The organism is Skermanella stibiiresistens SB22, assembly GCF_000576635.1.
GTDB classification, from domain to species: Bacteria; Pseudomonadota; Alphaproteobacteria; order Azospirillales; family Azospirillaceae; genus Skermanella; species Skermanella stibiiresistens.
The window spans coordinates 1-26,158 of record NZ_AVFL01000056.1; the positions used below are offsets into that span (position 1 = coordinate 1).

Sequence of the window (26,158 nt, forward strand, 5' to 3'; positions counted from 1 at the left end):
CCGCACCGCCGGCCGCCCCACCACCGGCGGGTGCCTCCCTGCCACGCGCCGGGGCTCCCGGGGGTGCGACTCGGGGGGCGACTTTCGTCCAATCCGTGGGGATGTCGCCGATCGCCTCGTCGGCCCCGACATCGAGGTGCCAGCGCAGGAGAGCGACGATATCGCGCATGTCAGTATCGCTCAAAACTCACCCTCGGCGGCGCTCAGTCATGGTTTGACCCTAGCATCGAACCTATGTTCTTTCATCGGACACGGACTAGAGATAAGCAGCGTCAGCCAGATTCGGTATCCCGTGGCAAGGGCTCGGAATGGTCGGCCGGATCAAAGGCTGAAGCGGGGAAGGAAGCATGGAACGCGAGGTAATGGAATACGATGTCGTGATCGTCGGTGCGGGACCATCGGGTCTGAGCGCCGCGATTCGGCTGAAACAGCTGGCGGCGGAGCATGAGCGCGAGGTGTCGGTCTGCGTCCTGGAAAAGGGCTCGGAGGTCGGCGCGCACCTGCTGTCCGGCGCCGTGCTGGAGCCGCGGGCGCTGAACGAACTGATCCCGGACTGGAAGGAGAAGGGAGCGCCGCTCAACACCCCGGCGACGGAGGACCATTTCCTCTATCTGACCGAGAAGAAGTCGGTCAAGCTGCCCAATCCGCCGCAGATGAACAATCACGGCAACTACATCATCAGCCTGGGCGCCTTCGGGCGCTGGCTGGCGGCGCAGGCCGAGGAACTGGGCGTCGAGATCTATCCCGGATTCGCGGCGGCCGAGGTGCTCTATGCAGAGGACGGCACGGTCAAGGGTGTCGCCACCGGTGACATGGGCATCGGCAAGGACGGCCAGCCGACCGACGCCTTCACTCCCGGAATGGAGTTGCACGCCAAGCAGACCATCTTCGCCGAGGGTTGCCGCGGCTCGCTGGCCAAGGGCCTGATGGAGCGGTTCAAGCTGCGCGACGGCGTCGACCCGCAGACCTACGGCATCGGCATCAAGGAGCTGTGGGAGATCGAGCCGGCCAAGCACAAGCAAGGCTTGGTGGTCCACACGGTCGGCTGGCCGATGGACGCCAAGACCTATGGCGGCTCCTGGATGTACCATATGGAGAACAACCAGGTCTCCATCGGCTTCGTCATCGGCCTGGACTACGAGAACCCGCACCTGTCGCCGTTCGACGAGTTCCAGCGCTTCAAGCTGCATCCCGACGTCCGCAAGTATCTGGAAGGGGGCCGGCGAATCTCCTATGGCGCCCGGGCGCTCAGCGAGGGCGGCTTCCAGTCCGTTCCCAAGCTGACCTTCCCTGGCGGCAGCCTGATCGGCGACACGGCGGGTTTCCTGAACGTGCCGAAGATCAAGGGCAACCACACCGCGATGAAGAGCGGCATGCTCTGCGCCGAAGCGATCTTCGACCATCTGGGCGACGAGGCGGCCGGTTCCGAAGTCACCGATTACCCGGATCGGGTCAAGAGCAGTTGGCTGTGGGAGGAGCTTTACCACGTCCGCAACATCCGGCCGTCGTTCCGGCGCGGGCTGTGGGGCGGCATCGCCTATTCGGCGCTGGATACCTTCGTGCTGCGCGGCAAGGCGCCTTGGACCTTCAAGAACCACGCCGACCATCTTCAACTGAAGAAGGCCAGCGAGGCGCCGAAGATCGCCTATCCCAAGCCGGATGGCGTGCTGACCTTCGACAAGCTGTCCTCGGTATTCATCTCGAACACCAACCACGAGGAGAATCAGCCAGCCCACCTGACGCTGAAGGACCCGTCGATCCCGATCAAGGTCAACTTGGCGGAATACGACGCGCCCGAGCAGCGCTATTGCCCGGCGGGAGTGTACGAGATCGTCCGCGAGGACTCGGGAGCCAACCCCAGGCTGCAGATCAACGCGCAGAACTGCGTCCACTGCAAGACCTGCGACATCAAGGACCCGACCCAAAACATCAACTGGGTGGTTCCGGAAGGCGGCGGTGGCCCGAACTATCCCAACATGTGAGCCGGTGTCCCCGGGAGGCACCCGCAAGTCGAAGCGACTTGTGGATGCCTTCCGTTTGACACCAACCGGCGGTTAAAACATCGCACCCGAATACCTATTTCTTCTGCGGGTTGATCGAGGGCGGGGGCGGCGATGGAAGACGGTCGATTGCTTGAACTGATGGAATGGATCGTCGAGGCCGGGCTGGATGGCGCTTCGGAAACCGACCTCGTCGACGGTTTCTGTCGGCGTCTGGTCGAGCATGGCGTTCCGCTGACCCGTGTCGTCGTCGGCATCGACACGCTTCACCCGGTGCTGGAGGCCCGGATGTTCCATTGGCATCGGACGAAGAACGAGACGACGGCGTCCGAATACACCCGCTCCAGTTCCCGCGAGAATGAGGAGAAGTGGCTGAAGAGCCCCTTCTTCTATCTGCTCGACAGCGGCCAGCGGTCGCTGCGCTGCCGATTCGTCGATGGCGATTGCCCGTCCGACCGCTTTCCCGTGCTGGGCGATCTTCGGGACGAAGGCATCACCGACTATCTGGCGATCAGCACGCCCTTCGGCAAACCCATCACCATCGGCCTGATGGATTCGCTGGCCTCGTCATGGTCGACCGATTCGCCGGAGGGTTTCGGCGACGGCCAAGTCAGGCTGATGGAACGTACCCTGCCGTTCCTGGCCCTCGCGATCCGTGACGTTTCCGTCGGGCGCATCACCGAGACGCTGGTCGAGACCTATCTCGGCCGCGACGCCGGCCGCCGCGTGCTGGGGGGCTACATCGAGCGCGGCGTCACCGAACGGATGAGCGCCGTCCTGTGGTTCAGCGATCTCCAGGGCTTCACCCGGATCACCGACACGGTACCGCCGGAACAGGTCATCCCCCTGCTCAATGACTACGCCGACGCGATCGTCTCCTCGATCCACGAGCGTCAGGGGCAGGTGCTCAAGTTCATGGGCGATGGCATCATGGCGATCTTCAGCGGCGCGGGGGATGGCGAGCTGTGCAACCGGGCGCTCGACGCCGCCGAGGAGGCCAAGCGGCGGGTGATCGACCTCAACAAGCGCCGCAAGGCGGAAAGCCTGCCCTGGACCCGCTTCTACCTGGGCCTCAACGTCGGCGAGGTGTTCTATGGCAATATCGGCAGCGAGGACCGGCTGGATTTCACCGTGATCGGTCCCGCCGTCAACGAGGTCAGCCGGATCGCCGCCATGTGCCGCTCGCTCGACCAGGACGTGCTGCTGTCCTCCAGCTTCGCCAATACCGCCGAAGCCTGCTCCGCCCGCCTCGTCTCCGTCGGCCGCTACGCGTTACGCGGCGTCGGCCGCCCGCAGGAACTATTCACCCTCGACCCGGAAGCCGCGGTGGGCAAGGAAACAGCCTGCGTCCGGCCTGCCGGTTAGACGCTATTCGGGACGCTCAGAACTGGTCCTCCGACAGGGCGGTCACCGTCAGGTGGCCTTCGGTGATGGGCGTCAGCAGGCTGGCGGCCTGGGGCAGGAACTGGTCGGCGAAGAAGCGCGCGGTGATCAGCTTGGCGTCCAGGAAGCGCTGGTCTGCGTTCGGATCGGCCTGACCCTGCTGGGCGGCCATGGCGGCGCGGGCCATCAGGAAACCGCCGGTGGTGATGCCGAACATCTTCAGGTAATGCGCGGCGCCGGATGCCGCCGCCTGCGGCACGCGCTTGCCATTCTCGACCAGCCACGTGGTCGCCTTCTCCAGCGCGTCGACCGCCTTGCCCAAGCCGATCGAGATCGCCGCCATATCGTCGCCGGGCAGGTGTTTCAGCGCCTCGACCGTCCCGCGCATCTCGGCGAACAGCACGCCGGCCGCGGCGCCGCCGTCGCGCACCACCTTGCGGAACACCAGATCGTTGGCCTGGATGCCGTTGGTGCCCTCGTAGATCGGCGTGATCCGAGCGTCGCGCAGGTGCTGGGCGGCACCGGTCTCCTCGATGAAGCCCATGCCGCCATGGACCTGGATGCCGATCGAGGCGTTCTCGACGCCGAGATCGGTGCTCCAGGCCTTGACCACCGGGGTCAGCAGATCGGCCATGGCCTGTCCCTTGGCCGCTTCGGCTGGGTCCGGGTGCTTCTTGGCGATGTCGAGCGCCGAGACCGCGTAGTAGGTCAAGGCCCGCGCCGCCTCTGTCTGCGAGCGCATCGTCATCAGCATGCGGCGAACGTCGGGGTGCCGGATGATCGCGACCGGCTCGCCCTTGGCGTCGGTCATGTCGCGGCTCTGGACGCGGCCCTTGGCGTAGTCGCGGGCCTGCTGGTACGCCCGCTCCGAGATGGCGACACCCTGGAGCCCCACACCCATCCGGGCGTTGTTCATCATGGTGAACATGTACTCGATGCCGCGGTTCTCCTCGCCCACGAGGTAGCCGATGGCGCCGTCGTTGTCGCCGAACGCCATCACCGCCGTCGGGCTGGCGTGGATGCCCAGCTTGTGTTCCAGGCTGACGCAGCGCAGGTCGTTGCGGTCGCCCAGCGAGCCGTCGGGGTTGACCAGGAATTTGGGCACGACGAACAGCGAGATGCCCTTGATGCCGGGAGGCGCGTCGTTCAGCCGGGCCAGCACCATGTGGATGATGTTGTCGGTGAAGTCGTGCTCGCCATAGGTGATGTAGATCTTCTGGCCCGAGATCCGATAATGGCCATTCTCCCGCACCGCCTTTGTGCGGATCGCCGCCAGATCGCTGCCGGCCTGCGGCTCGGTCAGGTTCATGGTCCCGGTCCACTCGCCCGAGATCAGCTTGCCGAGATAGATCGACTTGAGATCGTCGCTGCCATGCTCGGTCAACGCCTCGACAGCGCCTTGGTTGAGCATGGAGCACAGCGCGAACGACATGTTGGCCGACTGCCACATCTCCTGGACCGCCATGGCGACCGTCCACGGCAGGCCTTGGCCGCCATGCTCCGGATCGAACGGCACGCTGTTCCAGCCACCCTCCTGATACTGGCGGTAGGCCTCCTTGAAGCCCTTGGGCGTACGGACCACGCCGTTCTCCAGTACGGCACCCTCTTGGTCGCCGGAGAAATTGATCGGTGCCAGCACATTGGACGCCAGCTTGTTGGCCTCGTCCAGGATGGCGTCGACCATGTCGGGCGTCGCATCCTCGTAGCCGGGCAGGCTGGAGACACGGTCCATGCCGACCACTTCGTTGAGGACGAAGCGCATGTCCTGGATGGGGGCGGAATAGGGGATCATGGTGGCAGGGTCCTCCCGAGACCTTGGGCTTTGGTCGAAGGCGCCAACGCGATGGCGTCGGCACCTGTGCGGAAGATAGCGCGCCGGCCCGCCGCTTGCGAGTGTCGAGGCCGCGGCGCGCCGACGCTCCGGAGGAGGCTGGCCGCCGGGGCGGTGGCTTGGCACACCGATTGCTTATGATTATCCGGAACCCGGTTGAAGAGGCCACCATGTCTAATCTCGCTAACCTGATGCGCGCGTCGGATCCCTCGCAGTCAAAGGGAGTCGCGGCGAACGCTCCAAAGGCCATCCAGGCCGCCGTGCGGCTGGCGAGCGACAAGACGGGGGTAGATTTTTCCTACCTCATGGCAAAAGCTGCCCAGGAAAGCAGTTTCGACCCGGAAGCCAAGGCATCCACCAGCAGCGCCACGGGGCTCTACCAGTTCACCGAGGGCACCTGGCTGAACATGGTCGAGCGGCATGGCGCCCAGTACGGCATGGGCAAGCAGGCGGCGCAGATCCAGCAACGCTCCGACGGCACGCCCTACGTCCAGGACCCACAGGTCAGGCGCGATATCCTGGACATGCGGAAGGATCCGAAGCTGTCGGCCTATCTGGCGGCCGAGTTCGCCCGCGACAACCAGACGCAGCTCGAACAGACCGTTGGCGGCGAGATCGGCTCGACCGAACTCTACATGGCGCACTTCCTGGGGGCGGGCGGCGCCGGCAAGTTCCTCAACGGCATGAAGCAGAATCCCGCCCAGAGCGCCGCCGCGCTGCTGCCGGAGGCGGCGGCGGCCAACAGGAACGTCTTCTACGACAAATCAGGCAAGGCTTTGTCGGTTGGCCAGATCTACGACCGATTCGCGGCCAAGTTCGATGGCGCCAGCGGTTCGGTCATGACGGCTTCCGCGGCCGGCGCCATCGGCGCGCCAACCAGCCGCTCGGCCTGGGGCGTTGACGGCGACTTCCGCAAGAACTTCGCCAGGACGTCGACCGGCGGGACGGGCGAGCCGACCTCCCTATTCACCGTGATGGTGCTGTCCCAACTGAGCACGCCCAAGGACGAGGCGTCGAAGGGCGGCGCGGACAAGGAGGATGGGACGAGGAATGGCTCGCGCGGCAATGGCAAGGTGATGAGCGCGCCGCTGCCCAGTCTGGGTGCGGCCTGAGGTGGCGCTCGCCCGATCGGGGCGGTAGGATGCCGCCATGGAAGATGATGATCGCATTCCCACCGAGCTTTGGATCAAGGCGCATATAAGGCGCTGCATCGTGGACGCCATCCCCGCCGTGGTCGCAAGGAAGGGCTCGCCGCAGGGCGGGCTCGTCATGCTGAAGCTGAACCAGTTGGACCAAGGCTGCCGCGTCCTGACACAGACGCGCGACGTGGATGGCAAACAGGCCTGGATGGCGGCCAAGGAGAACGCCCTGATGCCCGAGGCGGACGCGGACGCCTATATCGCCCGCGCGGTCAAGCGCGACCCCGACCTATGGGTGATCGAGATCGAGGACCGCGCCGGACGCCACCCCTTCGAGGGCAAGATCCTCTGAACCCGGAAGGGGAAAGGATCAGGGTCGATATTCGGGGATCGGCGAATCCGAGACACCGGCCCCGCCTGTGCCGATCGGGCCCGACCGGCTGCGCCCGGTGACGAAGTCGGACGAGCGGCCGGTGTCCCGGTCGCTTGTGCCGCCGCCGGAGCCGCCCGTTCCCATCTGGCTGTTGGTGCCTTCATAACCGGCTCCGCCCAAGCCGAGCGTATTGGTCGTGCTGGACGGTGTCTGGCCGCCGCCACTATTGCCGGTCAGGCTAAAATTCTCGCAGGCCGTCAAGGTCAGGAGACCCAGCCCGGCTACGGCGATTCGAAGATATTTCGGCATGGGAACCTCCATCGATCGCGAATGACGCGGATGGAGTATTCAACACGCTGTGGCGGCGTTTGTGGCGTGATCCAAGCGTGGTAGTTGCTTCGCGGGTGCGGCGGGGGCCGTCAGCCTCACGCAGCCCTTCTCGCAGGTCGGCGCGCCACGGGCCATGCCGGGGAACGCCTTCAGCCACCGCTCCACAGCGCGGGTCTCGTCGGGACGGGCGGCGTCGTCCAGGAATACGGCGCCACCTGGAGCCAGCCTCGGGAACAGCTTCGGCCCGGCGGGGAAGCGCGCCAGCGGGTTGACGTTGAACGGCGGACCGTCGATCACCAGCAGGTCGATCGGGCCGACGCCGGCCAGGGCCGCGTCGTCGTACCAGTTGAAGACCTCGCCATCGATGGTGACGGGCTTGAGCGGCGCGTCGATCACCGTCGCCCAGTCCTCCAAGCCATGTTCTGCCAGCAGCGCGCGTGTCTCGACCGCGTAGGCGGGATCGTGCTCCAGGCTATGGACATGCCCACGCCCCAGCCGCTTGGCCGCTTGGGCCAGGACCACCGTCGACGATCCGGAACTGCATTCGACGATCACGCCGGGCCTGGCGGACAGCGCGTGCCGCGCGATGGTCAGCAGGAAATCGGGCGACGCGGCCCAATGCCGCAGCGGCGGCAGCGGTACCTGGAATCCCAGCAGGTCGCGTAGACCCATGAAGGCCTGGACCTGACGGTATAGGTTGACCGACTCCGTGACGCGCAGCGCCCGCACCTCGTCCTCGAGCGCGAAAAGCTTCACATGGATGCGCCGGGCCTTGTGGACCACGACCGCGATCCCCACCAGGGCCGCGATCCCCACCACAAGGTTCAGCATCATCACCAACTCGTTCATATCGTCCTCTTTCCACGCTGTTCATTTCCGCCGGCCAGCCGACCTTCCGGCAACGCGGCCGATCGGCCGGGGCGGGATACTGGCATGACGGACCGAAGGCCGACAGGCCGAGGATGGTGGATGAGGCAGCCACTTTCGGGCGGGGTGGCGCACTGGCTGTGGAGGGGGATAGGCATTTTGCCGCTTCCAGTTCCTTGGCGTGGAAAACAATTGCAGCCCTGTCCGATGCCATTTATAAGCCTTTGGAGTTAGTCAATTTGAGGTATATCTTGTCGTTGAAGACCCATCTTTTGGGTTTGGCGGATACCCGAATTTAACAACGGACAGTCAGATCGTTCAATTCATCAAGTTAGGCCTGGGAAATACAATAATGAACCGTGATAAACTGAGAGTTCTTGTTACAGGTGGAGCTGGGTTCCTCGGGTCATTTTTATGTGAAAAACTTACTTCTCAAGGTCATAGTGTCATATGTGTCGATAATTTCTTTACCGGATCAAAAGAAAATATAGCTCACTTGTACGGAAATCCTTATTTCGAGGTGATCCGACACGATGTGACGTTCCCGTTATACGTCGAGGTCGATCGCATCTATAATCTCGCCTGTCCGGCGTCTCCGGTGCATTACCAGCATGACCCGGTCCAAACCACCAAGACGAGCGTGCATGGCGCCATCAACATGCTTGGTTTGGCCAAACGCTTGAACGTCAGGATCTTGCAGGCGTCGACCAGCGAAGTCTACGGTGATCCCGCCGTTCATCCCCAGCCCGAATCATATTGGGGCAACGTCAACCCGATCGGCCCCAGGGCTTGCTATGACGAAGGCAAGCGGTGCGCGGAGACGTTGTTCTTCGACTACCACCGTCAGCATCGGCTTCCGATCAAGGTGATCAGGATCTTCAACACCTATGGTCCCCGGATGCATCCCGAAGACGGCAGGGTGGTGTCCAACTTCATCATGCAGGCGCTTCGCGGCGAACCAATCACGTTATTCGGCAGTGGCGAACAAACCCGCTCGTTCTGCTACGTGGACGATTTGATCGAGGGGATGACGAGGTTCATGGAGGTGGACGAACGGCATGTCGGTCCGCTGAACCTGGGAAACCCGCGGGAGTTCACCATTCTTGAACTGGCGGAAGCCGTCATCCGCCTGACAGGTGCCAAATCCCGCCTCGTTCATCGGCCACTGCCGACCGACGATCCAAAGCAACGTCGTCCCGATATCGGTCAAGCCCGGACGCTCCTGGATTGGCAACCTGCCATCGAACTCGAGGAAGGCCTGACGCGGACGATCTCCTATTTCGAGCGACTGCTGTCGAGCGGCGTTCAGATGTCGCCGGCACGATGAACCCGGCAGCCAGCGTCCTACCCTCGGACCAAGTAGTGGATCATGATCGATAAAGATAACTTCACGTTGAGCGTCATCATTCCTTGCTTCAACGAAAAGAAAACGATCCGCGCGATCGTGGACAGGGTGCGCGCGGCCGCCGTCGCGAAGATGGAGATCATCATCGTCGATGATTGCTCGGTCGATGGCACGCGGGACTTACTCAAGTCCGAGATAACGCCTTTGGTGAGTATGGTTATCTATCATGATAGGAATCAGGGAAAGGGAGCGGCGCTTCGCACCGGTTTCCGTCACGCGACCGGGGATATCGTGCTAATCCAGGATGCCGATCTCGAATATGATCCCAAGGAATATCCGCGTTTGATCGATCCCATAATCAACCACGGCGCCGACGTGGTCTATGGCTCCAGGTTCTCGGGTGGGGAGGCGCACCGTGTCGTCTATTTCTGGCACATGATCGCGAATCGAATACTGACACTTTGCTCCAATTTCGCGACGAACATAAATCTGACCGACATGGAAACCTGCTACAAGGTGTTCCGCCGGGAATTGATTCAATCCGTGACCCTGGAGGAGGACCGTTTCGGGTTCGAACCCGAGATCACGGCCAAGCTGGCCAAGCGGCATTGCGTCTTCTATGAGGTTGGCATCTCGTACTACGGCCGGACCTATGAGGAGGGGAAGAAGATTGGTTTGAAGGATGCTTTTCGAGCCATCTACGCGATCGCCAAATATTCGACCCTGAGTAGGTCATGAAGCCCTTGTTGTTGTTCGTGCGGCAATACTGTGCCAGCTTTGCTGTTTATCTTTTGATCGGTGGTGCGGCGGCGGTGGTTGAATGGTTAGTGTTCTACGCCACACTCTCCGCCCTGCATACCCACTATGTACCCGCCTCGGTTGGCGGTTTCGTTGTCGCGACCTATGTCAACTATCTCCTATCCAGCGGTATAGGATTCAAGAAGAGCAAGCGATCCACACGCTCCGAAATGCTCCTGATCTACGCCGTGAGCGGTATCGGGTTCGTGATCAACGTGCTGTGCATGTCCGCCGCAATAGAACTGCTCGATCTGCCGGTTATGCTGGCGAAATTTGGCGGTACCGGTCTCGCCTTCGTCTGGAACTTCGGGGCGCGCCAGTTCCTCGTATTTGACCGCGAACCGCGCTGGAGGATCGGCCGTTCGGTTATCGCGGAGACCACTGACGTCACCATCAAGACGCCGTCCGAGGCGTCCTGACCAATCCAACTTCCGGTTCCAAGAAGTCCCGCCAACTTTCCGTCACGGGTTCGCTTCCCCGGCGGTCAAGCTCAGTGCCCGCAGACCCAGCCCGAGCTTCCGCTTGTCGCTGGAGACGCCAAGCTCGAACGGTGAGATCGCGTCGGGTAGGGCGAACGAGATCTTGACCGGATGGCGCCGGGCAATCAGCCCCATCGGGATCTCCAGGGAGATCGAGCGCCAGCCACCGGCCGCATCGACCGTGAACTCACCGACCGTTTCACCGTTGACCATCACCTTGGCAGTCTGTGACGGATGGGTTCCAGCACCGAAGGCGGAAACATCGAGCCTCAATCTAGCGTGAGAATGGCCCGGATTCGCTGGTGCGGCTAAGGAGAGTCGCAAGGATGCGGCGTCGCCATCGGTCCAGGTTCCCCAATCCTCCTGGGCACTCCACCCCTGGCCGACGAAGAGGGTGCTGTTTCCGCCTTTGCGGAAGTCGATCTCGTCGCCGACTGGGGCGCCGAAATCGTCGCGGGCGTCGGGGTGCTGGCAGCCGTGGGGCGGCAGCAGGCAGGGCCAGCCAAATCCGAGGGAGAAACGGCGTCCGATTGGTGGTGGAGACGCCGCGGGCGATCGGTTGGACGAGTTGAGGAGACCCTCGATGGTAGTAACGTCGATCGCGTGAGTGAGCAGGAGTCTTAAGCCAAAGCTCTGCGGGAGCGCGAGGTAGTCGGCATAACGCCGCAGTTCCCTACCATCAGCCCGCAGCGTCAGAGGCCAGTTCCCAAGGCCGCTGACGGCGCTGCCCCCGAATGGAATGTCGATCGCCGTGACGCGGTTTCCGGCGTCGAACCCGACGCGGAAGTCGCCTGAAGGCTGAATGGCCGCCTCGGTGGAATGGACACGTTCAAAGTCGACACGGATTGACAGGAGGCAGAACAGCGCGATGGCCGAGAGGGATGCTGGAACAAAAGCCCTATCGTCCAGAGTGTCGTGAATGGCTAGCCACGCGAACAATCCCAGCATGGGGAAAGTCCATTTCCAATAATGGATCAGCTTGTAATCCCAAACATTGGTGGGAAGTAGATCCGCATAACAAGAATAGAACAGGATGTGCGTGATGACGCATGCTGCTACCACGGATTTTCTGGAAAGCCGGATCAAGTGGATGAGAAGGCCGACCGCTGAGGGGAATAGCCAAGGATAACGTTCGAGCACGGCGATACCCTGTCCATATATCGGCTCAGGATCAAGGAACAACACATATAACTTTATTGGAAGTGATGAAAATGTAAAACCGATGTCCTGTGATATCCGCAAGTAATCAGAGACGGAAAACCCGTAAATAGTATAATATAGGGCCGCGAAGCTGATGCATCCTGCTATGCCGCCGGCGATGGTAAGCGCCAACGGCGCAAATGACGCCTTGGCTGATGAAGATGGCCCCGCTCTCAAGATGTCGAGTGCCGGTCCCAGTGCCATGAAGGCGAAGACCGGGAACACGGCGACCACGTCGGTCGGGCGGAACGGCAAGATCAAGCTTCCCGCCAGTCCCATGGCGATCAGCGCCAGGGACCGCCTTGAACCCCTGTTCCTGGATTGCTCCAGGAACAGGGTGAGTACGATGTGGATGAGCGCGCAGGTGGGAGTCGTCGTCCACGGAATCACGAATTGTTCGAGTATGGTCGCGTTCAGAACGGCGCTGGCCAGGAAAATGGCCGAGGCGGTAACGGCTGGAACGTCGAAGTGCCGGCAGATTCGGATGAAACAAAAAGCCGTCACCAGTAAGCAGAATCCGTTTATGACAAAAAAGGCGGATCCTGCCATAAAGACATAGAAAGGGGCGGTGAGAAGGGCATATCCTGGAAAGTACCAGTGCTCGGCCGGACGCAAATCGCCAGCGGAGAACGCTTTAGTCGACCTCAGGTAGTTGCTTTGATCCCACCATCCATCTGATGTATCTCCCTGGGGCAATACAGGATGATTGAGGTAAGAGACCGTATAAATTACAAGTGTTACAAATAATAACGCCCAAATAATGTTGGCGGTATGTCTCCTTAAGTAAATATTAACAATACTGTAAGGCATTGTAAATCCTTGATATTTATGTTGCCAAATATAGCAATTGATAAAATCTATCGCTACAGCCTAAACTTCACAAACACTAGTGGCGTTAATCCCAGATCATGCTTTCTGGTACCTAGCTAGTAGTATCATAAGCACTTGAAAGCGATTGGGCGAGCGTTATCGCTTGGCCGATTTGTTTTTACTGAAAAATTCGCGATGCATACTCGAGTATCAAGTATCGAGCCGGCCCCCCTGTCAAAGGAGCCAAACGGAGATTGAGTCTGGCCGCCATTGAGATCGAACTTGGAACACGGATGGTGGCGGTCGTTTTCTTGCTGACCGCTATTCCGATACCGCGAGGCTGACATCCGGTGCCGGCATGCCTCCATGTCATAGCCTTGTGGGAGGACACCGGTAGATGGGCGGATACTGGGAACCTGGGTATCGCGGCTCACGTAGCACGGCTTGTCCTGACCGAATCCAGCGTCCGGTTCGGATTTGGATGCCGGAACTGTGTGTCCTGCCTTGCGCTGCCCGGCCACCCTGCCACCGGGAACACCCGTGTTGACAGTGACTCCCGATGACGGTGGCGACCAGGCGGGAGCCGACGCGCTACGAACCTTCGGGCTCGTCTTCACGCGGCGCGCCCCACCCTGAAGCCGTTCCCACCCGTCCCGGCCAGTCGCCTCAAAGCACCTTGCCCGGGTTCATCAGCCCCTTCGGGTCGAGCGCCGCCTTGACCTGCCGCATCAGGTCCAGTTCCACCGGCGACTTGACGCGCTTCAGCTCCTCGCGCTTGAAGGTGCCGATGCCGTGTTCGGCGCTGATCGAGCCGTCCATGCCCAGCACGATGTCGTGGACGACGGTGTTCAGCGTGTCCCACTGGGCCAGATAGCCCTCGGTGTCGGCGCCGACCGGCTGGTTGACGTTGAAGTGGATGTTGCCGTCGCCGACATGGCCGAACGGGACCGGGCGGGCGCCGGGGATGACCCGCTCGACCGCCTCGGTCGCCTCGCGGATGAAGGTGCCGACGCAGGATACCGGGATCGATATGTCGTGCTTGATCGAGCCGCCCTCGTATTTCTGCGCCTCGACGATCGCCTCGCGGATGAACCACAGCTGCTTGGCCTGCGCCTCGCTCGACGCCAGCACGGCGTCCAGCACCAGCCCGGCCTCCATCGCCTCGCCCAGCGCCGTCTCGATCGTCTCGCGGAAGGCGTCGCCACCCGTCCCGGTCGCCAGTTCCAGCAGCACATACCAGGAATGGCGCTCCTCCAGCGGATCGATGGTGCCGGCGACGTGCTTCAGCGCGAAGTCCAGGGCGATGCCGGGTATCAGCTCATAGGCGCTCAGCGCGTCGCCGCTGGCCGACCGCAGGCTGGACAGCAGCTCGATCGCGGCGTCGGGGTCACGGATGGCCAGGAACGCGGTCTCGACCTGCTTGGGGCGCGGGAACAGCTTCAGCACGGCGGCGGTGACGAAGCCCAGCGTGCCCTCCGCGCCGATGAACAGGTGCTTCAGGTCATAGCCGGTGTTGTTCTTGCGCAGCCGGCGCATGCCGTCCCAGATTCTGCCGTCGGGCAGCACCGCCTCGATCCCCAGCACCAGATCGCGCATGTTGCCATAGCGCAGCGTCATGGTGCCGCCGGCGTTGGACGAGATGTTGCCGCCGATCTGGCAGGTGCCCTCGGCGCCCAGGCTGAGCGGGAACAGCCGATCGGCCTCCTTGGCCGCCTCCTGGATCGCCTGGAGCACGCAGCCGGCCTCGACCGTCATCGTGTAGTTCAGCGCGTCCAGCTCGCGGACCTTGTTCATCCGCGACAGGCTGATCAGCACCTCGCTGTTGTCCTCCGACGGGATCGAGCCGCCCACCAGACTGGTGTTGCCGCCTTGTGGCACGACGGGAACGCCGGCCTCCCAGCACGCCCGCACCACTTCGGACAGCTCCCGGGTATTGGCGGGGCGCAGCACCAGCGGGGTCTTGCCCCGGTAGCGGCCGCGCCATTCGGCGACATAGGGCTCCATGTCGCCGGGTTCGTCGATATGGCCCGAGGGGCCGACGATGCCGCGAAGGTGGTCGAGGAAGGAGGTGTCGATCATGGCTTTGTCAGTCTTGTCGCGGCGTTGCGGGGAAGGGGAGCGGCATGCGCGGTGCCGCGGCGCGGCGCAGCCGGTCGTTGATGGCTGCGCCCAGACCCGTCTCGGGGATGGGCATGACGGCGATGGCGGCGTGCTCCGGCCGGTCCAGGGCGCGCAGCATGGCGAACAGGTTGGCCGCCGCCTCGTGCAGGTCGCCCTGCGGGCTCAGGTTGAGGCGGGTGGCGCCGCCCCGGATGAAGGTGTCGGGGCCAAACGCCAGCAGCGCCTCGTCGGCGGCGGCGCCATGGACCCCGAGCTTGACCGGCACGCCCGGCGCGTAATGGCTGGCGAGCTGGCCCGGCGACTTCGGCGCGTCCGGCTCGCCGCCGGCATCGGCCGGGGAGGGGCGCAGGACCGAAACGCCGAGCAGCGCCTCCAGATCCTCCACGATGACGCCGCCGGGCCGCAGCAGCACCGGCGTCTCGCCCGTCAGATCCAGCACGGTCGATTCGACGCCGACCGGGCAGCGGCCGGCCGACAGGATCAGGCCGACGCGTCCGCCCAGGCTCTCCGCCACGTGCAGCGGCGTCGTCGGGCTGACCGCGCCCGACCGGTTGGCGCTGGGCGCGGCGATCGGGCGCCCTGCCGCCTTCAGCAGCGACCGCGCCACGGGATGGGCGGGAATCCGGATCGCCACGCTGTCCAACCCGGCGCTGACCAGCAGCGACAGCCCGCCCTCGGCGCGGCGCGGCAGCACCAGCGTCAGCGGACCGGGCCACAGGGTCTCCGACAGCCGTTCGGCGCGCGCGTCGAACCGCACGAAGGCTTCCGCCGAGTCCTGGTCGGCGACGTGGACGATCAGCGGGTTGAAGCGGGGTCGGCCCTTGGCCTCGAAGATCCGGGTGACGGCGCGATCATCGGTCGCATCCGCGCCAAGCCCGTAAACCGTCTCGGTCGGGAACGCCACCAGCTCCCCCGCGCGCAGCAGATCGGCCGCGCGCCGGATATTGGCATCGGTCGGTGGAACCAGCTCTGGCTGCTTCCCGGAGGCGTCGCTGTTGCTCATATCCATCGTTTTAAAGTGTTGTCGCGCCAAGCGAAAGCCAAACACCACCCTTGGCGTGTTGGTGTTCTGGATGCACTATGCCGTTGCTGCGGCCAATGGGGCTTTTTTTCAATGACAATCGCCGGCATGGCCGGTGAGCGGAGCAGGCATGGCGGGCAGGATCTACACGGTGGCGCAGCAAAAAGGTGGCGCCGGAAAGACGACTTTGGCCGCCCATCTCGCGATCGCCTGGGCCGAGGCGAAATTGCGGGTCGCGGTCGTCGACATCGATCCCCAGGGCAGCCTGACCAGATGGTTCCAGGCGCGCGACGCGGCGATGAACGGCAAGGCGGGGATCGGCCACGTCCAGATCAACGGCTGGCGCACCCAGCGCGAGGTCGAGCGGCTGGCGCAGGAGAACGACATCGTCGTGATCGACAGCCCACCCCACGCCGAGACGGAGGCCCGCATCGCCGTGCGCTCGGCCAATCTGGTGATCGTGCCGGTCCAGCCCAGCCCGATGGACATGTGGGCGACCCAGCCGACGCTGGACTTGGCCAAGTCGGAGAAGGTGGCGGCCCTGCTGGTGATCAACCGGGTGCCGCCGCGCGCCAAGCTGGCCGATGACCTGATCGAGCGGATCAAGACCATGGCGGCGGAATCCGGCGCCGATGTCGCCGCCACCCAGGTCGGCAACCGCGTCCAATTCGCCGCGGCCCTGTTCGAGGGCCGCAGCGTCACCGAATCGGCCAGGCGCACCCGCGCCGCCGAGGAGATCCAGGAACTGGCGGCGGAAATCCTCAAGCGCGGCTGACGGCCCGCCGGGACTGAGCCGTCAAAGGGCCCGGACGGCCTTCAGCACCTCCTCGGTGTGGCCGTCCACCTTGACCTTGGGCCAGACGCCGCGTACCACACCCTCGCCGTCGATCAGGAAGGTCGTGCGCTCGATCCCCATGTACTTCTTGCCGTACATGCTCTTCTCCTTCCAAACGCCGTACTTTTCCGCCACCCCGGCGGTCTGGTCGGACGCGAGGGTGAACGGCAGCTCGTATTTCTTCTTGAACTTGTCGTGGCTGGCGACGCCGTCCTTGGACACGCCGATCACCACGGCGTCGACGCCGGAGAAGTCGGGCAGGTTGTCGCGGAAGCCGCAGGCCTGCTTGGTGCAGCCGCTGGTGTCGTCCTTCGGATAGAAATACAGAACGACCTTCTTGCCGCGCAGGGCCGACAGGCTGACCTCGCCGCCGCCATCGGTCGGCATCGTGAAGTCGGGAGCTGGTGAACCTACTTCGACACTCATTTCGGGATGCTCCTCAACTCTGTGGATCGAATTTCCGGTTGCCTCACCGGAGCAGGCGCGATTGTGGGTGAACCGGCGTCGTTGTCAATTTGGCAGTGACGAAACCAGGTTCCGGATCCTCGCGGGAGGCGCCGCCGCGTGCCAGCGGTCGAAAGAAAAAACCCCGCGCGGAGGACCGCGCGGGGTGAGTTGGGGGTATTGGGGTCGTTGGGGAGATCAGGCCGCCCGGACGGTGGCGATGAAGTTCGCCACCTCGGTCCGCAAACGTTCGGCTTCCCGCGCCAGACCCTCGGAAGCACCAAGGACCTCGGACGCGGCGGCGCCGGTCTCGCCGACCGCCTGGGTGACGCCGGTGATGTTGCTGGAAACCTGATCGGTCCCGCGCGAGGCTTGGCTGACATTGGTCGCGATGTCGCGGGTCGCGGCACTCTGTTCCTCGATCGCGGCGGCGATGGCGGTCGTGATCTCGTTCATCTGCCCGATGATCGTGCCGATGCCGTCGATCGCCACCTGGGCGCCGCCGGTGGCGCCCTGGATCTCGCCGACCTTCGACTTGATCTCCTCGGTCGCCCGGGCGGTCTGGGTCGCCAGCGACTTGACCTCGCTCGCCACCACGGCGAAGCCCTTGCCGGCCTCCCCGGCGCGCGCCGCCTCGATCGTGGCGTTCAGCGCCAGCAGGTTGGTCTGCCCGGCGATGGTGTTGATCAGTTCGACCACCTGTCCGATCTGCTCGGCCGCTTGGACCAGTTCCCGCATGGTGGCGGTGGTCCGCTCGGCCTCGGTGACGGCTTGGCTGGCGATCTGGCTCGAATTGGTGATCTGGCGACCGATCTCGGCGATGGAGGACGACAGTTCCTCGGTCGCCGCCGCGACGGTCTGGACGTTGGCGGAGGCCTGCTCCGACGCCGCGGCCACCGCCGTCGCTTGACCGCTCGCCATGTCGGCCGTATGGGTCATGACCGACGCGGTGCCCCGCATCTCGGTGGCGGCCGAAGCCACGGTCTCGACGATGCCCTTGACGCTCGCCTCGAAGCTATCGGCAAGTCGCGTCATCGCCGCCTTGCGGTCCGCCGCCGCGCGGACCTCCGCCTCCTTGGCCTCCCGCTCCATCTGGCGGCCGCGGATCATGTTGTCCTTGAAGATCTCGACGGCGCCCGCCATCTGGCCGATCTCGTCCTTGCGGCCGACGGCGGGAACCGCGACATCGGTGTCGCCGTCGGCGAGCCTGCGCATCGCCGAGGTCATCGCCGTCACGGGAACCGCGATGCCGCGCGCGATGAGCCACGCCAGGGCCAAGCCCAGGGTCAGGGCGATCGCGCAGAACACGACGACCGTGGTCTTGACCGACGCCGCCTGATCAGACGCCGCCGACCGGACCGTCGCGCGCTTTTCCTCCGAAGCCGCCCGGATATCGTCGGTTTTCCGCTGAAGGTCGAGGATCGTCTTGGCCATCCTGTCGACGACCTCCCGATTGTCCAGCGTCAAGGCCGCCACTTCCGTGAAGCCATTGCCATAACGGGTGAGCATTTCTCGTGCCTCGGCGATCCGTTCCGCCTGCCCGGGTGCCAGTGGGAGCGTCACCAATTCACCAAGCTGCCTTTCCACGTCGCCAAGTTCCTTGGCGACGCGGCCGACTTCGGCCTTATCATTGGTGGACAGGAAGCGTGCGGCCACGACCCGCGCCAGCAGGAAGCTCTCGCCGGCTTGGGCCGCCTTCACGATGGTTTCCGAATTGCCATTGGCGATTTCCGCCATGCGCAACTCCGTCAGCACCTTGCGCACTTTGGCGCCCAGCTCGTTCAAGATCTCCACCTCGAGGCCTTGCTCGCGTTGGGTCTTCTCGATGATGCCGCGAAAGGACCCGGCATAGGATTTCCTGATCTCCTGGATGTCCTCGATCGCGCGGATGTTCTCCGGCAAGGTCATCCGGGTCTTGGCTTCGGCGAACGAGCTATCGGCGCTGGTCCAGCGCTCCTCGAACGCCGTCACATCAGCGTCGGAGTGGCTTTCCAGAAACCGTCTGACTGCCAGACGAGCCTCGAGCACATAGATCTCGGCATCCGAGATGCTGGACGCGATGGAGGATTGGGTCGTGTAGGCGTCGAGACTTTCCCCACCCCTTTCCGCCGCCAACCACGACGTCGCGCCCAGTCCGGCCAACAGAACCAAAAGCGTCCCGAATCCGGCGTAGAGCTTGGTGCGGGTCTTCAGATTGTTCAGGAAATTACCTGAGCCGGGTTGGCCGTTCGTCGAACTCGTGTTCATTGGCGCGTCCTTTATGGATGGTCCCCGCATCGAGTGACCGTCTGATTGATGGCGTGTCACACGTGCGACACGGGGAAAACTCTCTTGGTGTTCATGTCATCACCGCTGGATCCTCTTGGAGCAGGATCCATGCCGAAAGGGCCTCAAACAGAAGCCATATGATTAAAAGGATATTTCTCAAGGTTTCACGGCTTTTCCAGTGGCGGCAGGCAATGCGAAGCCTTCCCTTGCCGCGCGCGCTTTCGGTCTAGACGAGTGGATATTTGCTAATTTGGGTAGTGGGGAGTGCAAATTGGGAAAAGGCTCGTGGCTCCCTCGCGATTTGCGAGGATGCCGGCCTCCGGAGGGATGGCCATCCCTCACACAATCTTAATACCCCTGTGCCGTCCTGTTCCCGAAAACTGTCGTCCTAGGCGTCTGGTTGATCGGGAAAGACGAAGTATGGCTATCCACATATCCAAAAACGGGCAAATCCGTGGCGCTTATTCCAGCATTGTCTTGATCGCGATGATGGGTTCCTTGGCGCTGGCTGGCTGCGCCACGCCCAAGACGCCACCGACCGCCATCCAGGCGCCCGCCGCGGTCGCGGCGGCCCAGAAGGCGGCGACCCTGGCACCACCCGCCGTCAAGAGCTTCAAGCGCAAGGTGGCCTTGGGTCGCTTCACCAACGAGACCCGCTACGGCAAGGCCCTGCTGGGCGACGCCATGGACCCGCTCGGGCGCCAGACCGGCGACATGCTGAGTTCCAGGCTGGTCGAATCCGGCCGGTTCATCGTGCTGGAGCGGCCGGACCTCGCGGCGGTCAAGGCCGAGCAGAAGCTGACCGGCGGCGACGTGGTCGGGGCCGATACTCTGATCGTCGGGTCGCTGACCGAGTTCGGCCGCGGCGCCGAGGGGCAGGCGGGGTTCCTCAGCAACACCAAGCGTCAGGTCGCCCGCGCCAAGGTCGAGGTCAGGCTGGTCGATGTCCGCACCGGCCACGCCTATTTCTCGGCGACCGGCGCCGGCGAGGCCGCGGTGGAACAGGGCACCACCCTGGGCTTCGGCTCCAAGGCCGCCTATGACGACACCCTCAACGACCGGGCGATCGGCGCCGCCATCTCGGACTTGCTCAACAGCCTTGTCGGCAAGCTGGAGGAGCGCCCCTGGCGCAGCGACATCCTGAAGGTCGAGGGGCCGCGCGTCTTCATCAGCGGTGGTACCCGCCAAGGGCTCAAGCCGGGCGACCGTTTGGCGATCATGCGCAGCGGCGAGCGGATGAAAAGCGGGCAGAGCGGCTTCGAGGTCGAACTGCCGCCGTCGCGCGTCGCGGAGGTCGAGGTTGAAAGCACCTTCGGCGACAGCGTCACCAGCGAGGGTTCGCTGACCCGCGTCATATCCGGGATCGTTCCGGCGGGCGGTTCCAAAGACCTGTTCGTGGCGGAATCCAAATGAGGCGCCCAGACATGAAGGGAATGGATATGATCGTTCGTCGCTTGGCGGTGGCCTTGGCCGCGGCGTTGCCGCTGGCGGGATGCGCCTATCCGACCACGACGGTCCGGACGCTGGAGAGCAAGCCGCAACTGGCCTTCGTCAACGCCGCGAAGGACTCCACGCTGTTCGTCAACGGCGTCCTGATCGGACCGGCCGCCGACTTCGACGGCAAGAAGAACACGCTCCAGGTCGAATCCGGAACGCACTTGATCGAGATACAGCAAAATGGCCGAACGGTATTCAGCCAAGCGGTCTATCTCGGAACCGATTCCACCAAAACGATAACACTGCCCAATTGAACCCTGCCCAATTGAGATCGAAGATGACATCGCGCTACCTGCCGCCCCTGCTGGCGGCCATCCTGTGCGTTGGCTGCGCGCCGGCGACCAAATATCATTGGGGCGATTATTCCAGCTCCCTCTACGACTACCATCGCGACCCCACCGCGCAGGCCGGTTACCGCAAATCGCTGGAGCGGATACTGGCGTCCGGCGAACCGGAGAAGCGGGTTCCGCCGGGCATCTACGCCGAGCTTGGTTATTTGAAGCTATCCTCCGGCGACACCGCGGGCGCCGTGGCGCTGTTCGAGAAGGAGAAAGCGGTCTGGCCGGAATCCGCCGTGATGATGGACAAGACCATCCTCAGCACCCGCGCCAACAAGGACAAGACGCCATCCGACGGCGGCGCGACACCCGTGTCCGCTCCCACCAGTTGAGGTCGATGATCACCATGCCGAAACTCATCCGAACCGCCTTGGTGGGTCTGTCGCTGCTGGCGCTGTCCGCTTGTGTCAACCCGCCGGCCAAACGCGACTTCAGCGCGATGCGGGCCCACCATCCGCGCTCCATCGTGATCGTCCCGGTGACCAATTCCAGCACCCAGGTCGACGCGGCCGACAATTTCCTCGTGACCTTGCCGGTACCGCTGGCGGAGAAAGGCTACTATGTCTTCCCCGTCCACATGGTCAAACGCGTGATGGAGGACGAGGGTTTGGCCGACGCCGATCTCGTCCACTCCGCCGACGCGCGCAAGGTCGCGGCCCTGTTCGGCGCCGACGCCGTGCTGTTCGCCAACATCCAGCGCTGGGACAGCCAGTACGCCATCCTGGCGACCACCACGACGGTCAACATCGGCTACACGCTGAAGAGCGGCACGACAGGGCAAACCCTGTGGCAGGACAACCTCGAGACCGTCTACTCGCCCCAGGCGCAGAACAGCGGTGGCCATCCGCTCGCGATGCTGGTCACCCAACTGGTCGTGGCGGCGATGGAAAGGGCGGCTCCCAGCTATCTGCCCCTGGCGAACCAGGCCAACACCGTGGCGTTCTACGGAGCGGGTCATGGCATCCCCAGCGGACCCTATGATCAGCGGTTCGGAAAGGACTACTGAGACGGCCTCACGGCGTGTAAATCATGATTGACACGTTACAGTGTCAACCATAACAATGAGTGCATGACCAGCCCATCTCCCTCCGTCGTTCTCGAACTGCTCAAGCCGATCACATGGTTCGCGCCAATGTGGGCCTATGGCTGCGGCGTGATTTCCTCGGGTGTCCCGGCTTCGGGACGGTGGCCGCTGGTCATCGCCGGCATCCTGCTGGCGGGACCGCTGATCTGTGCCACCAGTCAAGCGGTCAACGACTGGTACGATCGCGATGTCGACGCGATCAACGAGCCGAATCGCCCGATCCCCTCCGGCCGCCTGCCTGGCCGCTGGGGCTTCGGGATCGCGTTGGGCTGGACGGCCCTGTCCCTGCTGGTGGCGAGCGCCCTCGGGCCCTGGGGCCTCGGCGCCGCCGTGCTCGGTCTCGCGTTGGCCTGGGCCTACAGCGCGCCGCCGCTCCGCCTGAAGCGCAACGGCTGGTGGGGCAACGCGGCGGTTGGCGCCTGCTACGAGGGCCTGCCCTGGTTCACCGGCGCCGCCGTGATGGCCGCCGCCCGGCCGGACTGGCGCGTGCTCGTGCTGGCGGCGCTCTACAGCGTGGGTGCCCATGGCATCATGACGCTGAACGATTTCAAATCCGTCGAGGGCGACCGCAGGATGGGGATCGCCTCGCTGCCCGCCAGCCTCGGCGTCGACAAGGCGGCGCGTCTGGCCTGCGTCGTGATGATCGTGCCGCAATTTGCGGTGATCGCGATGCTGGCCGCCATGGGACAGCCGGTTCACGCGGCCTTCGTGGCGCTGCTGCTGTTCGCCCAATTCGTCCTGATGGTGCCGCTGCTGGAGAACCCGCGCGAGCGGGCGCCCTGGTACAACGCCACGGGGACCAGCCTCTATGTCATTGGCATGCTGGTCGCGGCCTTCGCGCTGCGCCAGACGGTTCTGGAGGTCCCATGACCACGACCAATCATACCGAGACCAGGATCTTCACCGACACCCGGATCTTCGACGCCGTGGTGGTCGGCGGCGGGCCCGCCGGGGCCACGGCGGCGACCGATCTGGCGCGGCTCGGCCGTTCCGTGTTGCTGCTCGACAAGGCTGGCCGCATCAAGCCCTGCGGCGGCGCCATCCCCCCTCGGCTGATCCGGGAATTCGAGATCCCCGATTGGCTGATGGTGGCCAAGGCGCGGTCCGCCCGCATGATCTCGCCGGCCGAACGCCGGGTCGACATGCCGATCGAGGGCGGCTTCGTCGGCATGGTCGACCGCGAGGTGTTCGACGAATGGCTTCGCGAGCGCGCCGCCCTGGCGGGTGCCGAGCGCGGCACGGGCACCTTCACCGGCATCACCCGCGACGGGTCCGGCATCGCCACCGTCCATTACAAGACACCGACCGGCACCGGGACCGTCCGCGCCCGCGCCGTGATCGGCGCCGATGGCGCGGTCTCCGCCGTGGCGCGGCAGGAGGTTCCGGGCTCGCACCGGCTGCAATGCGTCTTCGCCTATCACGAGATCGTCCGCTCGCCCGGCGCCGGCGCCGCCGGTTTCGATGGGTCGCGTTGCGACGTCTACTACCAGGGCCATCTGTCGCCCGACTTCTACGCCTGGATCTTCCCGCACGGCGACACGACCAGCATCGGAACCGGCTCCGCCCATAAGGGCTTCGCGCTCCGCCAATCGGTCGGCGCGCTGCGCGCCGCCACCGGGTTGGATGGCGTCGAGACGATCCGGCGCGAAGGCGCGCCCATCCCGCTGCGTCCGCTCAAGCGGTGGGACAACGGTCGCGATGTCGTGCTGGCCGGCGACGCCGCCGGTGTCGTGGCGCCGGCCTCGGGCGAGGGGATCTACTACGCCATGGCGGGCGGTCGCTTCGCGGCGGAGGCCGTCCAGACCTTCCTCGCGACGGGCGACGCCAAGGCCCTGGCCACCGCCCGCAAGCGGTTCATGAAGGCACACGGCCGGGTCTTCTGGATCCTCGGCATGATGCAGCGCTTCTGGTACCGCAACGACAAGCGGCGCGAGCGTTTCGTCGGCATCTGCCGCGACCCCGATGTCCAGAAGCTGACCTGGGACGCCTACATGAACAAGGAACTGGTGCGCGCCAAGCCGGCCGCGCATGTCCGGATCTTCTTCAAGGATCTGGCGCACCTGCTGGGTGTCGTTCCGCCGTGATGACCAGCCGTTCATAGAAAATTGGCACCGGGATCAGACGGGGAGAAGACCATGTCCATCGCGCTCATGCGTCCAGTCGGGGAGCCCATCGCCACTCCGCCAGTCGCGGTGGCGGCTGAGGCGGCGGAGCGTCCGGCGTCGCGCCCGCTGTTCCCGTTCCCGGCGATCGTCGGCCAGGAGGAGATGAAGCTGGCGCTACTCGCCGCCGCCGTCGATCCCAGCCTGGGCGGCGTCATGGTGTTCGGTGACCGCGGCACCGGCAAATCGACGGCGGTGCGGGCGCTGGCGGCCCTGCTGCCGCCGATGCGCGCGGTGGTCGGCTGCCCCTACAACTGCGATCCCGCCACACCTGCGGCCCTCTGCCCCGCGTGCCGGGCGGCCCGCGCCGCCGGGGCCTTGAAAAGCAAGCGCGTTCCGGTTCCGGTGGTCGACCTGCCGCTTGGCGCCACCGAGGACCGGGTGATCGGTGCGCTCGACCTTGAACGCGCGCTGACCCGCGGCGAGAAGCGGTTCGAGCCGGGATTGCTGGCGCGCGCCCATCGCGGCTTCCTCTACATCGACGAGGTCAACCTGCTGGAGGACCATCTGGTCGACCTGCTGCTGGACGTCGCGGCCTCGGGCGAGAACGTGGTCGAGCGCGAGGGCCTCAGCATTCGCCATCCCGCCCGCTTCGTCCTGATCGGCAGCGGCAACCCGGAGGAGGGCGAGCTTCGGCCCCAACTGCTGGACCGCTTCGGCCTGTCGGTCGAGGTCCGCACCCCGACCGACCTCGCCGAACGGATCGAGGTGGTCCGGCGGCGGGATGTCTTCGAGCGAGATCCCGCCGGCTTCGCCCAGCGTTGGAAGCGCGAGGAGACCCGCCTGCGCCGCGGCATCGAGGCCGCCCGCGCGCGGCTGCCGGTGATCCGCGTGCCCGACGCCGCGATCGAGAAGGCGGCCCGCCTGTGCATGGCGCTGGGCGCCGACGGCTTGCGCGGCGAGCTGACCCTGATCCGCGCCGCCCGCGCCGTCGCCGCCCTTGAACTGGCCGACGAGGTCGCCGACGGGCATCTGCGCCAGATGGCGCTTCCGGCATTGCGCCACCGCCTGCGCCGCAACCCCCTGGACGAGTCCGGATCGACCGCCCGCGTCGAGCGCGCCATCGCCGACCTGTTCGGGTCGTGAGCCGCGGATCATGAGTGACGGGACATGACCCGCTGGGAGGATGCCGAGGCCGCGGCCGCCCTGTTCGCCATCGATCCCGCCGGCTTGGGCGGCGTCGTGGTCCGCTCCGCCGCCGGTCCCGTCCGCGACCGCTGGCTCACCTCGCTCAAGGAACTGATGCCTGCCGAGGCGCCGTTCCAGCGCCTGCCATGCCACGTCACCGACGACCGCCTGCTCGGCGGGCTCGATCTCGCCGCCACCCTGCAGGCCGGCAGGCCGGTGATGGAGCATGGCATCCTGGCCCGCTCCGACGGCGGTGTCGTCGTGCTCGCCATGGCCGAGCGGTTTCCGGCATCGATGGCGGCAAGGCTGGCCGGCGTGCTCGACCGGGGCGAGGTGCGGCTGGAACGCGACGGCTTCACCCGGGTGCTGGCCGCGCGCTTCGGGCTGGTCGCCCTGGACGAGGGCGGGGCGGATGAGGGCGCCGCCGTGTCGCTGACCGACCGTCTCGCGTTTCCGCTCGATCTGGATGGCGTCACCCTGGCGGAGAGCGCCGAAACCCAGCATGCCGCGGCCGAACTCGAGGAAGCCCGGCGCCGGATCGCCGATGTCACGGCGTCCGGCGAGATCGTCGAAGCCCTGTGTTCCACCGCGGCCGCCCTGGGCATATCCTCGATCCGCGCACCCTTGCTGGCGTTGCGGGCGGCCCGCGCCGCCGCCGCCTTGGCGGGTCGCGCCGAGGTCGAAGCCGCCGACGCGGCGCTGGCG

Annotated in this window: 23 protein-coding genes and 1 pseudogene; 16 read left to right on the forward strand and 8 right to left on the reverse strand. The window is 64.8% G+C overall.

Features of this window, described 5'->3' with window-relative positions; genetic code table 11:
* Window positions 1-347: 347 nt before the first annotated feature.
* A complete protein-coding gene (locus N825_RS33870) occupies window positions 348-1,982 on the forward strand; it encodes an electron transfer flavoprotein-ubiquinone oxidoreductase (protein WP_037461408.1) in 1,635 nt (544 codons plus the stop codon).
* Window positions 1,983-2,129: 147 nt separating this feature from the next.
* Window positions 2,130-3,365, forward strand: coding sequence for an adenylate/guanylate cyclase domain-containing protein (locus N825_RS33875; protein WP_198039046.1), 1,236 nt, complete (start codon window positions 2,130-2,132; stop codon window positions 3,363-3,365).
* Between the two features lie 16 nt (window positions 3,366-3,381).
* On the opposite strand, the gene N825_RS33880 is transcribed toward N825_RS33875, so the two are convergent.
* The gene (locus N825_RS33880) at window positions 3,382-5,175 is read right to left on the reverse strand and encodes an acyl-CoA dehydrogenase (RefSeq protein ID WP_037461410.1); all 1,794 of its coding nucleotides are present in this window, start codon (window positions 5,173-5,175) and stop codon (window positions 3,382-3,384) included.
* 209 nt (window positions 5,176-5,384) lie between these two features.
* Here N825_RS33880 and N825_RS33885 point away from each other — a divergent pair, with 209 nt between their 5' ends.
* Both N825_RS33885 and N825_RS33890 read left to right on the forward strand, forming a co-directional pair.
* Entirely contained in the window at window positions 5,385-6,326 is a 942-nt protein-coding gene (locus N825_RS33885; protein WP_037461412.1) for a transglycosylase SLT domain-containing protein, read from the forward strand.
* Window positions 6,327-6,363: 37 nt separating this feature from the next.
* Complete coding sequence (locus tag N825_RS33890; RefSeq protein ID WP_037461415.1) at window positions 6,364-6,705, forward strand: DUF1491 family protein; 342 nt, start codon at window positions 6,364-6,366, stop codon at window positions 6,703-6,705.
* 18 nt (window positions 6,706-6,723) lie between these two features.
* Here the strand turns inward: N825_RS33890 and N825_RS33895 are convergent, their stop codons facing one another.
* Window positions 6,724-7,035: a hypothetical protein gene (locus tag N825_RS33895; RefSeq protein ID WP_157619735.1), complete on the reverse strand. Its 312-nt coding sequence runs from the start codon at window positions 7,033-7,035 to the stop codon at window positions 6,724-6,726.
* A gap of 39 nt (window positions 7,036-7,074) precedes the next feature.
* The gene (locus N825_RS33900) at window positions 7,075-7,905 is read right to left on the reverse strand and encodes a class I SAM-dependent methyltransferase (RefSeq protein ID WP_051514036.1); all 831 of its coding nucleotides are present in this window, start codon (window positions 7,903-7,905) and stop codon (window positions 7,075-7,077) included.
* A 370-nt stretch (window positions 7,906-8,275) separates the two neighbouring features.
* On the opposite strand from N825_RS33900, the gene N825_RS33910 reads away from it, so the two are divergent.
* From N825_RS33910 to N825_RS33920, 3 genes are read left to right on the forward strand one after another with little or no spacing between them, the layout of a single operon-like run.
* Entirely contained in the window at window positions 8,276-9,250 is a 975-nt protein-coding gene (locus tag N825_RS33910) for a UDP-glucuronic acid decarboxylase family protein (protein ID WP_037461431.1), read from the forward strand.
* A 42-nt stretch (window positions 9,251-9,292) separates the two neighbouring features.
* On the forward strand, window positions 9,293-10,006 hold the full coding sequence (locus N825_RS33915; protein WP_037461434.1) for a glycosyltransferase family 2 protein: 714 nt from the start codon (window positions 9,293-9,295) through the stop codon (window positions 10,004-10,006).
* The gene (locus tag N825_RS33920) at window positions 10,003-10,485 is read left to right on the forward strand and encodes a GtrA family protein (protein ID WP_037461437.1); all 483 of its coding nucleotides are present in this window, start codon (window positions 10,003-10,005) and stop codon (window positions 10,483-10,485) included. The genes N825_RS33915 and N825_RS33920 overlap by 4 nt, the downstream gene beginning before the upstream one ends.
* Window positions 10,486-10,527: 42 nt before the next feature.
* Here the strand turns inward: N825_RS33920 and N825_RS33925 are convergent, their stop codons facing one another.
* The 3 genes from N825_RS33925 to N825_RS33935 form a co-directional block, all read right to left on the reverse strand.
* A complete protein-coding gene (locus N825_RS33925) occupies window positions 10,528-12,555 on the reverse strand; it encodes a hypothetical protein (protein WP_157619736.1) in 2,028 nt (675 codons plus the stop codon).
* A 666-nt stretch (window positions 12,556-13,221) separates the two neighbouring features.
* On the reverse strand, window positions 13,222-14,634 hold the full coding sequence (locus N825_RS33930; protein ID WP_037461442.1) for an FAD-binding oxidoreductase: 1,413 nt from the start codon (window positions 14,632-14,634) through the stop codon (window positions 13,222-13,224).
* A gap of 7 nt (window positions 14,635-14,641) precedes the next feature.
* The gene (locus N825_RS33935) at window positions 14,642-15,679 is read right to left on the reverse strand and encodes an L-threonylcarbamoyladenylate synthase (RefSeq protein ID WP_157619737.1); all 1,038 of its coding nucleotides are present in this window, start codon (window positions 15,677-15,679) and stop codon (window positions 14,642-14,644) included.
* 148 nt (window positions 15,680-15,827) lie between these two features.
* Between N825_RS33935 and parA the strand changes: the two genes are divergently transcribed.
* Window positions 15,828-16,472 carry a ParA family partition ATPase gene (gene parA / locus N825_RS33940; RefSeq protein ID WP_037461444.1) on the forward strand — a complete coding sequence of 215 codons (645 nt, stop codon included), beginning with the start codon at window positions 15,828-15,830 and terminating at the stop codon, window positions 16,470-16,472.
* A gap of 21 nt (window positions 16,473-16,493) precedes the next feature.
* Here parA and bcp read toward each other — a convergent pair whose 3' ends face one another.
* Together bcp and N825_RS33950 are read right to left on the reverse strand one after the other, a co-directional pair.
* Window positions 16,494-16,958 carry a thioredoxin-dependent thiol peroxidase gene (bcp, locus tag N825_RS33945; protein WP_037461449.1) on the reverse strand — a complete coding sequence of 155 codons (465 nt, stop codon included), beginning with the start codon at window positions 16,956-16,958 and terminating at the stop codon, window positions 16,494-16,496.
* Window positions 16,959-17,174: 216 nt separating this feature from the next.
* Entirely contained in the window at window positions 17,175-19,223 is a 2,049-nt protein-coding gene (locus tag N825_RS33950; RefSeq protein ID WP_037461450.1) for a methyl-accepting chemotaxis protein, read from the reverse strand.
* 507 nt (window positions 19,224-19,730) lie between these two features.
* Here N825_RS33950 and N825_RS33955 point away from each other — a divergent pair.
* The 8 genes and pseudogenes from N825_RS33955 to bchD form a co-directional block, all read left to right on the forward strand.
* Window positions 19,731-20,657, forward strand: a complete 927-nt coding sequence (locus tag N825_RS33955; protein ID WP_037461463.1) for a CsgG/HfaB family protein — start codon at window positions 19,731-19,733, stop codon at window positions 20,655-20,657.
* 26 nt (window positions 20,658-20,683) lie between these two features.
* A complete protein-coding gene (locus tag N825_RS40030) occupies window positions 20,684-20,995 on the forward strand; it encodes a hypothetical protein (protein ID WP_037461466.1) in 312 nt (103 codons plus the stop codon).
* Window positions 20,996-21,018: 23 nt separating this feature from the next.
* The gene (locus N825_RS40035; RefSeq protein ID WP_051514042.1) at window positions 21,019-21,411 is read left to right on the forward strand and encodes a DUF4810 domain-containing protein; all 393 of its coding nucleotides are present in this window, start codon (window positions 21,019-21,021) and stop codon (window positions 21,409-21,411) included.
* A gap of 14 nt (window positions 21,412-21,425) precedes the next feature.
* Window positions 21,426-22,085, forward strand: coding sequence for a DUF799 domain-containing protein (locus N825_RS33970; RefSeq protein ID WP_037461471.1), 660 nt, complete (start codon window positions 21,426-21,428; stop codon window positions 22,083-22,085).
* A 27-nt stretch (window positions 22,086-22,112) separates the two neighbouring features.
* Window positions 22,113-23,033, forward strand: a complete 921-nt coding sequence (gene chlG, locus N825_RS33975; RefSeq protein ID WP_281174397.1) for a chlorophyll synthase ChlG — start codon at window positions 22,113-22,115, stop codon at window positions 23,031-23,033.
* Entirely contained in the window at window positions 23,030-24,247 is a 1,218-nt protein-coding gene (locus N825_RS33980; RefSeq protein WP_037461453.1) for a geranylgeranyl diphosphate reductase, read from the forward strand. Before chlG ends, N825_RS33980 begins: the two co-directional genes overlap by 4 nt.
* A gap of 51 nt (window positions 24,248-24,298) precedes the next feature.
* Window positions 24,299-25,411, forward strand: a complete 1,113-nt coding sequence (bchI, locus tag N825_RS33985) for a magnesium chelatase ATPase subunit I (protein WP_281174398.1) — start codon at window positions 24,299-24,301, stop codon at window positions 25,409-25,411.
* Between the two features lie 24 nt (window positions 25,412-25,435).
* A pseudogene (gene bchD, locus N825_RS33990) lies at window positions 25,436-26,158 on the forward strand (magnesium chelatase subunit D); the annotation flags it as partial.

Bases quoted from the DNA above. Each gene is read 5' to 3' on its own strand.
- N825_RS33870 (WP_037461408.1), top strand. From the start codon at position 348: ATGGAACGCGAGGTAATGGAATACGATGTCGTGATCGTCGGTGCGGGA.
- N825_RS33880 (WP_037461410.1), bottom strand. From the start codon at position 5,175: ATGATCCCCTATTCCGCCCCCATCCAGGACATGCGCTTCGTCCTCAAC.
- N825_RS33885 (WP_037461412.1), top strand. From the start codon at position 5,385: ATGTCTAATCTCGCTAACCTGATGCGCGCGTCGGATCCCTCGCAGTCA.
- N825_RS33890 (WP_037461415.1), top strand. From the start codon at position 6,364: ATGGAAGATGATGATCGCATTCCCACCGAGCTTTGGATCAAGGCGCAT.
- N825_RS33895 (WP_157619735.1), bottom strand. From the start codon at position 7,035: ATGCCGAAATATCTTCGAATCGCCGTAGCCGGGCTGGGTCTCCTGACC.
- N825_RS33900 (WP_051514036.1), bottom strand. From the start codon at position 7,905: ATGAACGAGTTGGTGATGATGCTGAACCTTGTGGTGGGGATCGCGGCC.
- N825_RS33910 (WP_037461431.1), top strand. From the start codon at position 8,276: ATGAACCGTGATAAACTGAGAGTTCTTGTTACAGGTGGAGCTGGGTTC.
- N825_RS33915 (WP_037461434.1), top strand. From the start codon at position 9,293: ATGATCGATAAAGATAACTTCACGTTGAGCGTCATCATTCCTTGCTTC.
- N825_RS33920 (WP_037461437.1), top strand. From the start codon at position 10,003: ATGAAGCCCTTGTTGTTGTTCGTGCGGCAATACTGTGCCAGCTTTGCT.
- N825_RS33925 (WP_157619736.1), bottom strand. From the start codon at position 12,555: ATGCCTTACAGTATTGTTAATATTTACTTAAGGAGACATACCGCCAAC.
- N825_RS33930 (WP_037461442.1), bottom strand. From the start codon at position 14,634: ATGATCGACACCTCCTTCCTCGACCACCTTCGCGGCATCGTCGGCCCC.
- N825_RS33935 (WP_157619737.1), bottom strand. From the start codon at position 15,679: ATGAGCAACAGCGACGCCTCCGGGAAGCAGCCAGAGCTGGTTCCACCG.
- parA (WP_037461444.1), top strand. From the start codon at position 15,828: ATGGCGGGCAGGATCTACACGGTGGCGCAGCAAAAAGGTGGCGCCGGA.
- bcp (WP_037461449.1), bottom strand. From the start codon at position 16,958: ATGAGTGTCGAAGTAGGTTCACCAGCTCCCGACTTCACGATGCCGACC.
- N825_RS33950 (WP_037461450.1), bottom strand. From the start codon at position 19,223: ATGAACACGAGTTCGACGAACGGCCAACCCGGCTCAGGTAATTTCCTG.
- N825_RS33955 (WP_037461463.1), top strand. From the start codon at position 19,731: ATGATGGGTTCCTTGGCGCTGGCTGGCTGCGCCACGCCCAAGACGCCA.
- N825_RS40030 (WP_037461466.1), top strand. From the start codon at position 20,684: ATGATCGTTCGTCGCTTGGCGGTGGCCTTGGCCGCGGCGTTGCCGCTG.
- N825_RS40035 (WP_051514042.1), top strand. From the start codon at position 21,019: ATGACATCGCGCTACCTGCCGCCCCTGCTGGCGGCCATCCTGTGCGTT.
- N825_RS33970 (WP_037461471.1), top strand. From the start codon at position 21,426: ATGCCGAAACTCATCCGAACCGCCTTGGTGGGTCTGTCGCTGCTGGCG.
- N825_RS33980 (WP_037461453.1), top strand. From the start codon at position 23,030: ATGACCACGACCAATCATACCGAGACCAGGATCTTCACCGACACCCGG.
- bchI (WP_281174398.1), top strand. From the start codon at position 24,299: ATGTCCATCGCGCTCATGCGTCCAGTCGGGGAGCCCATCGCCACTCCG.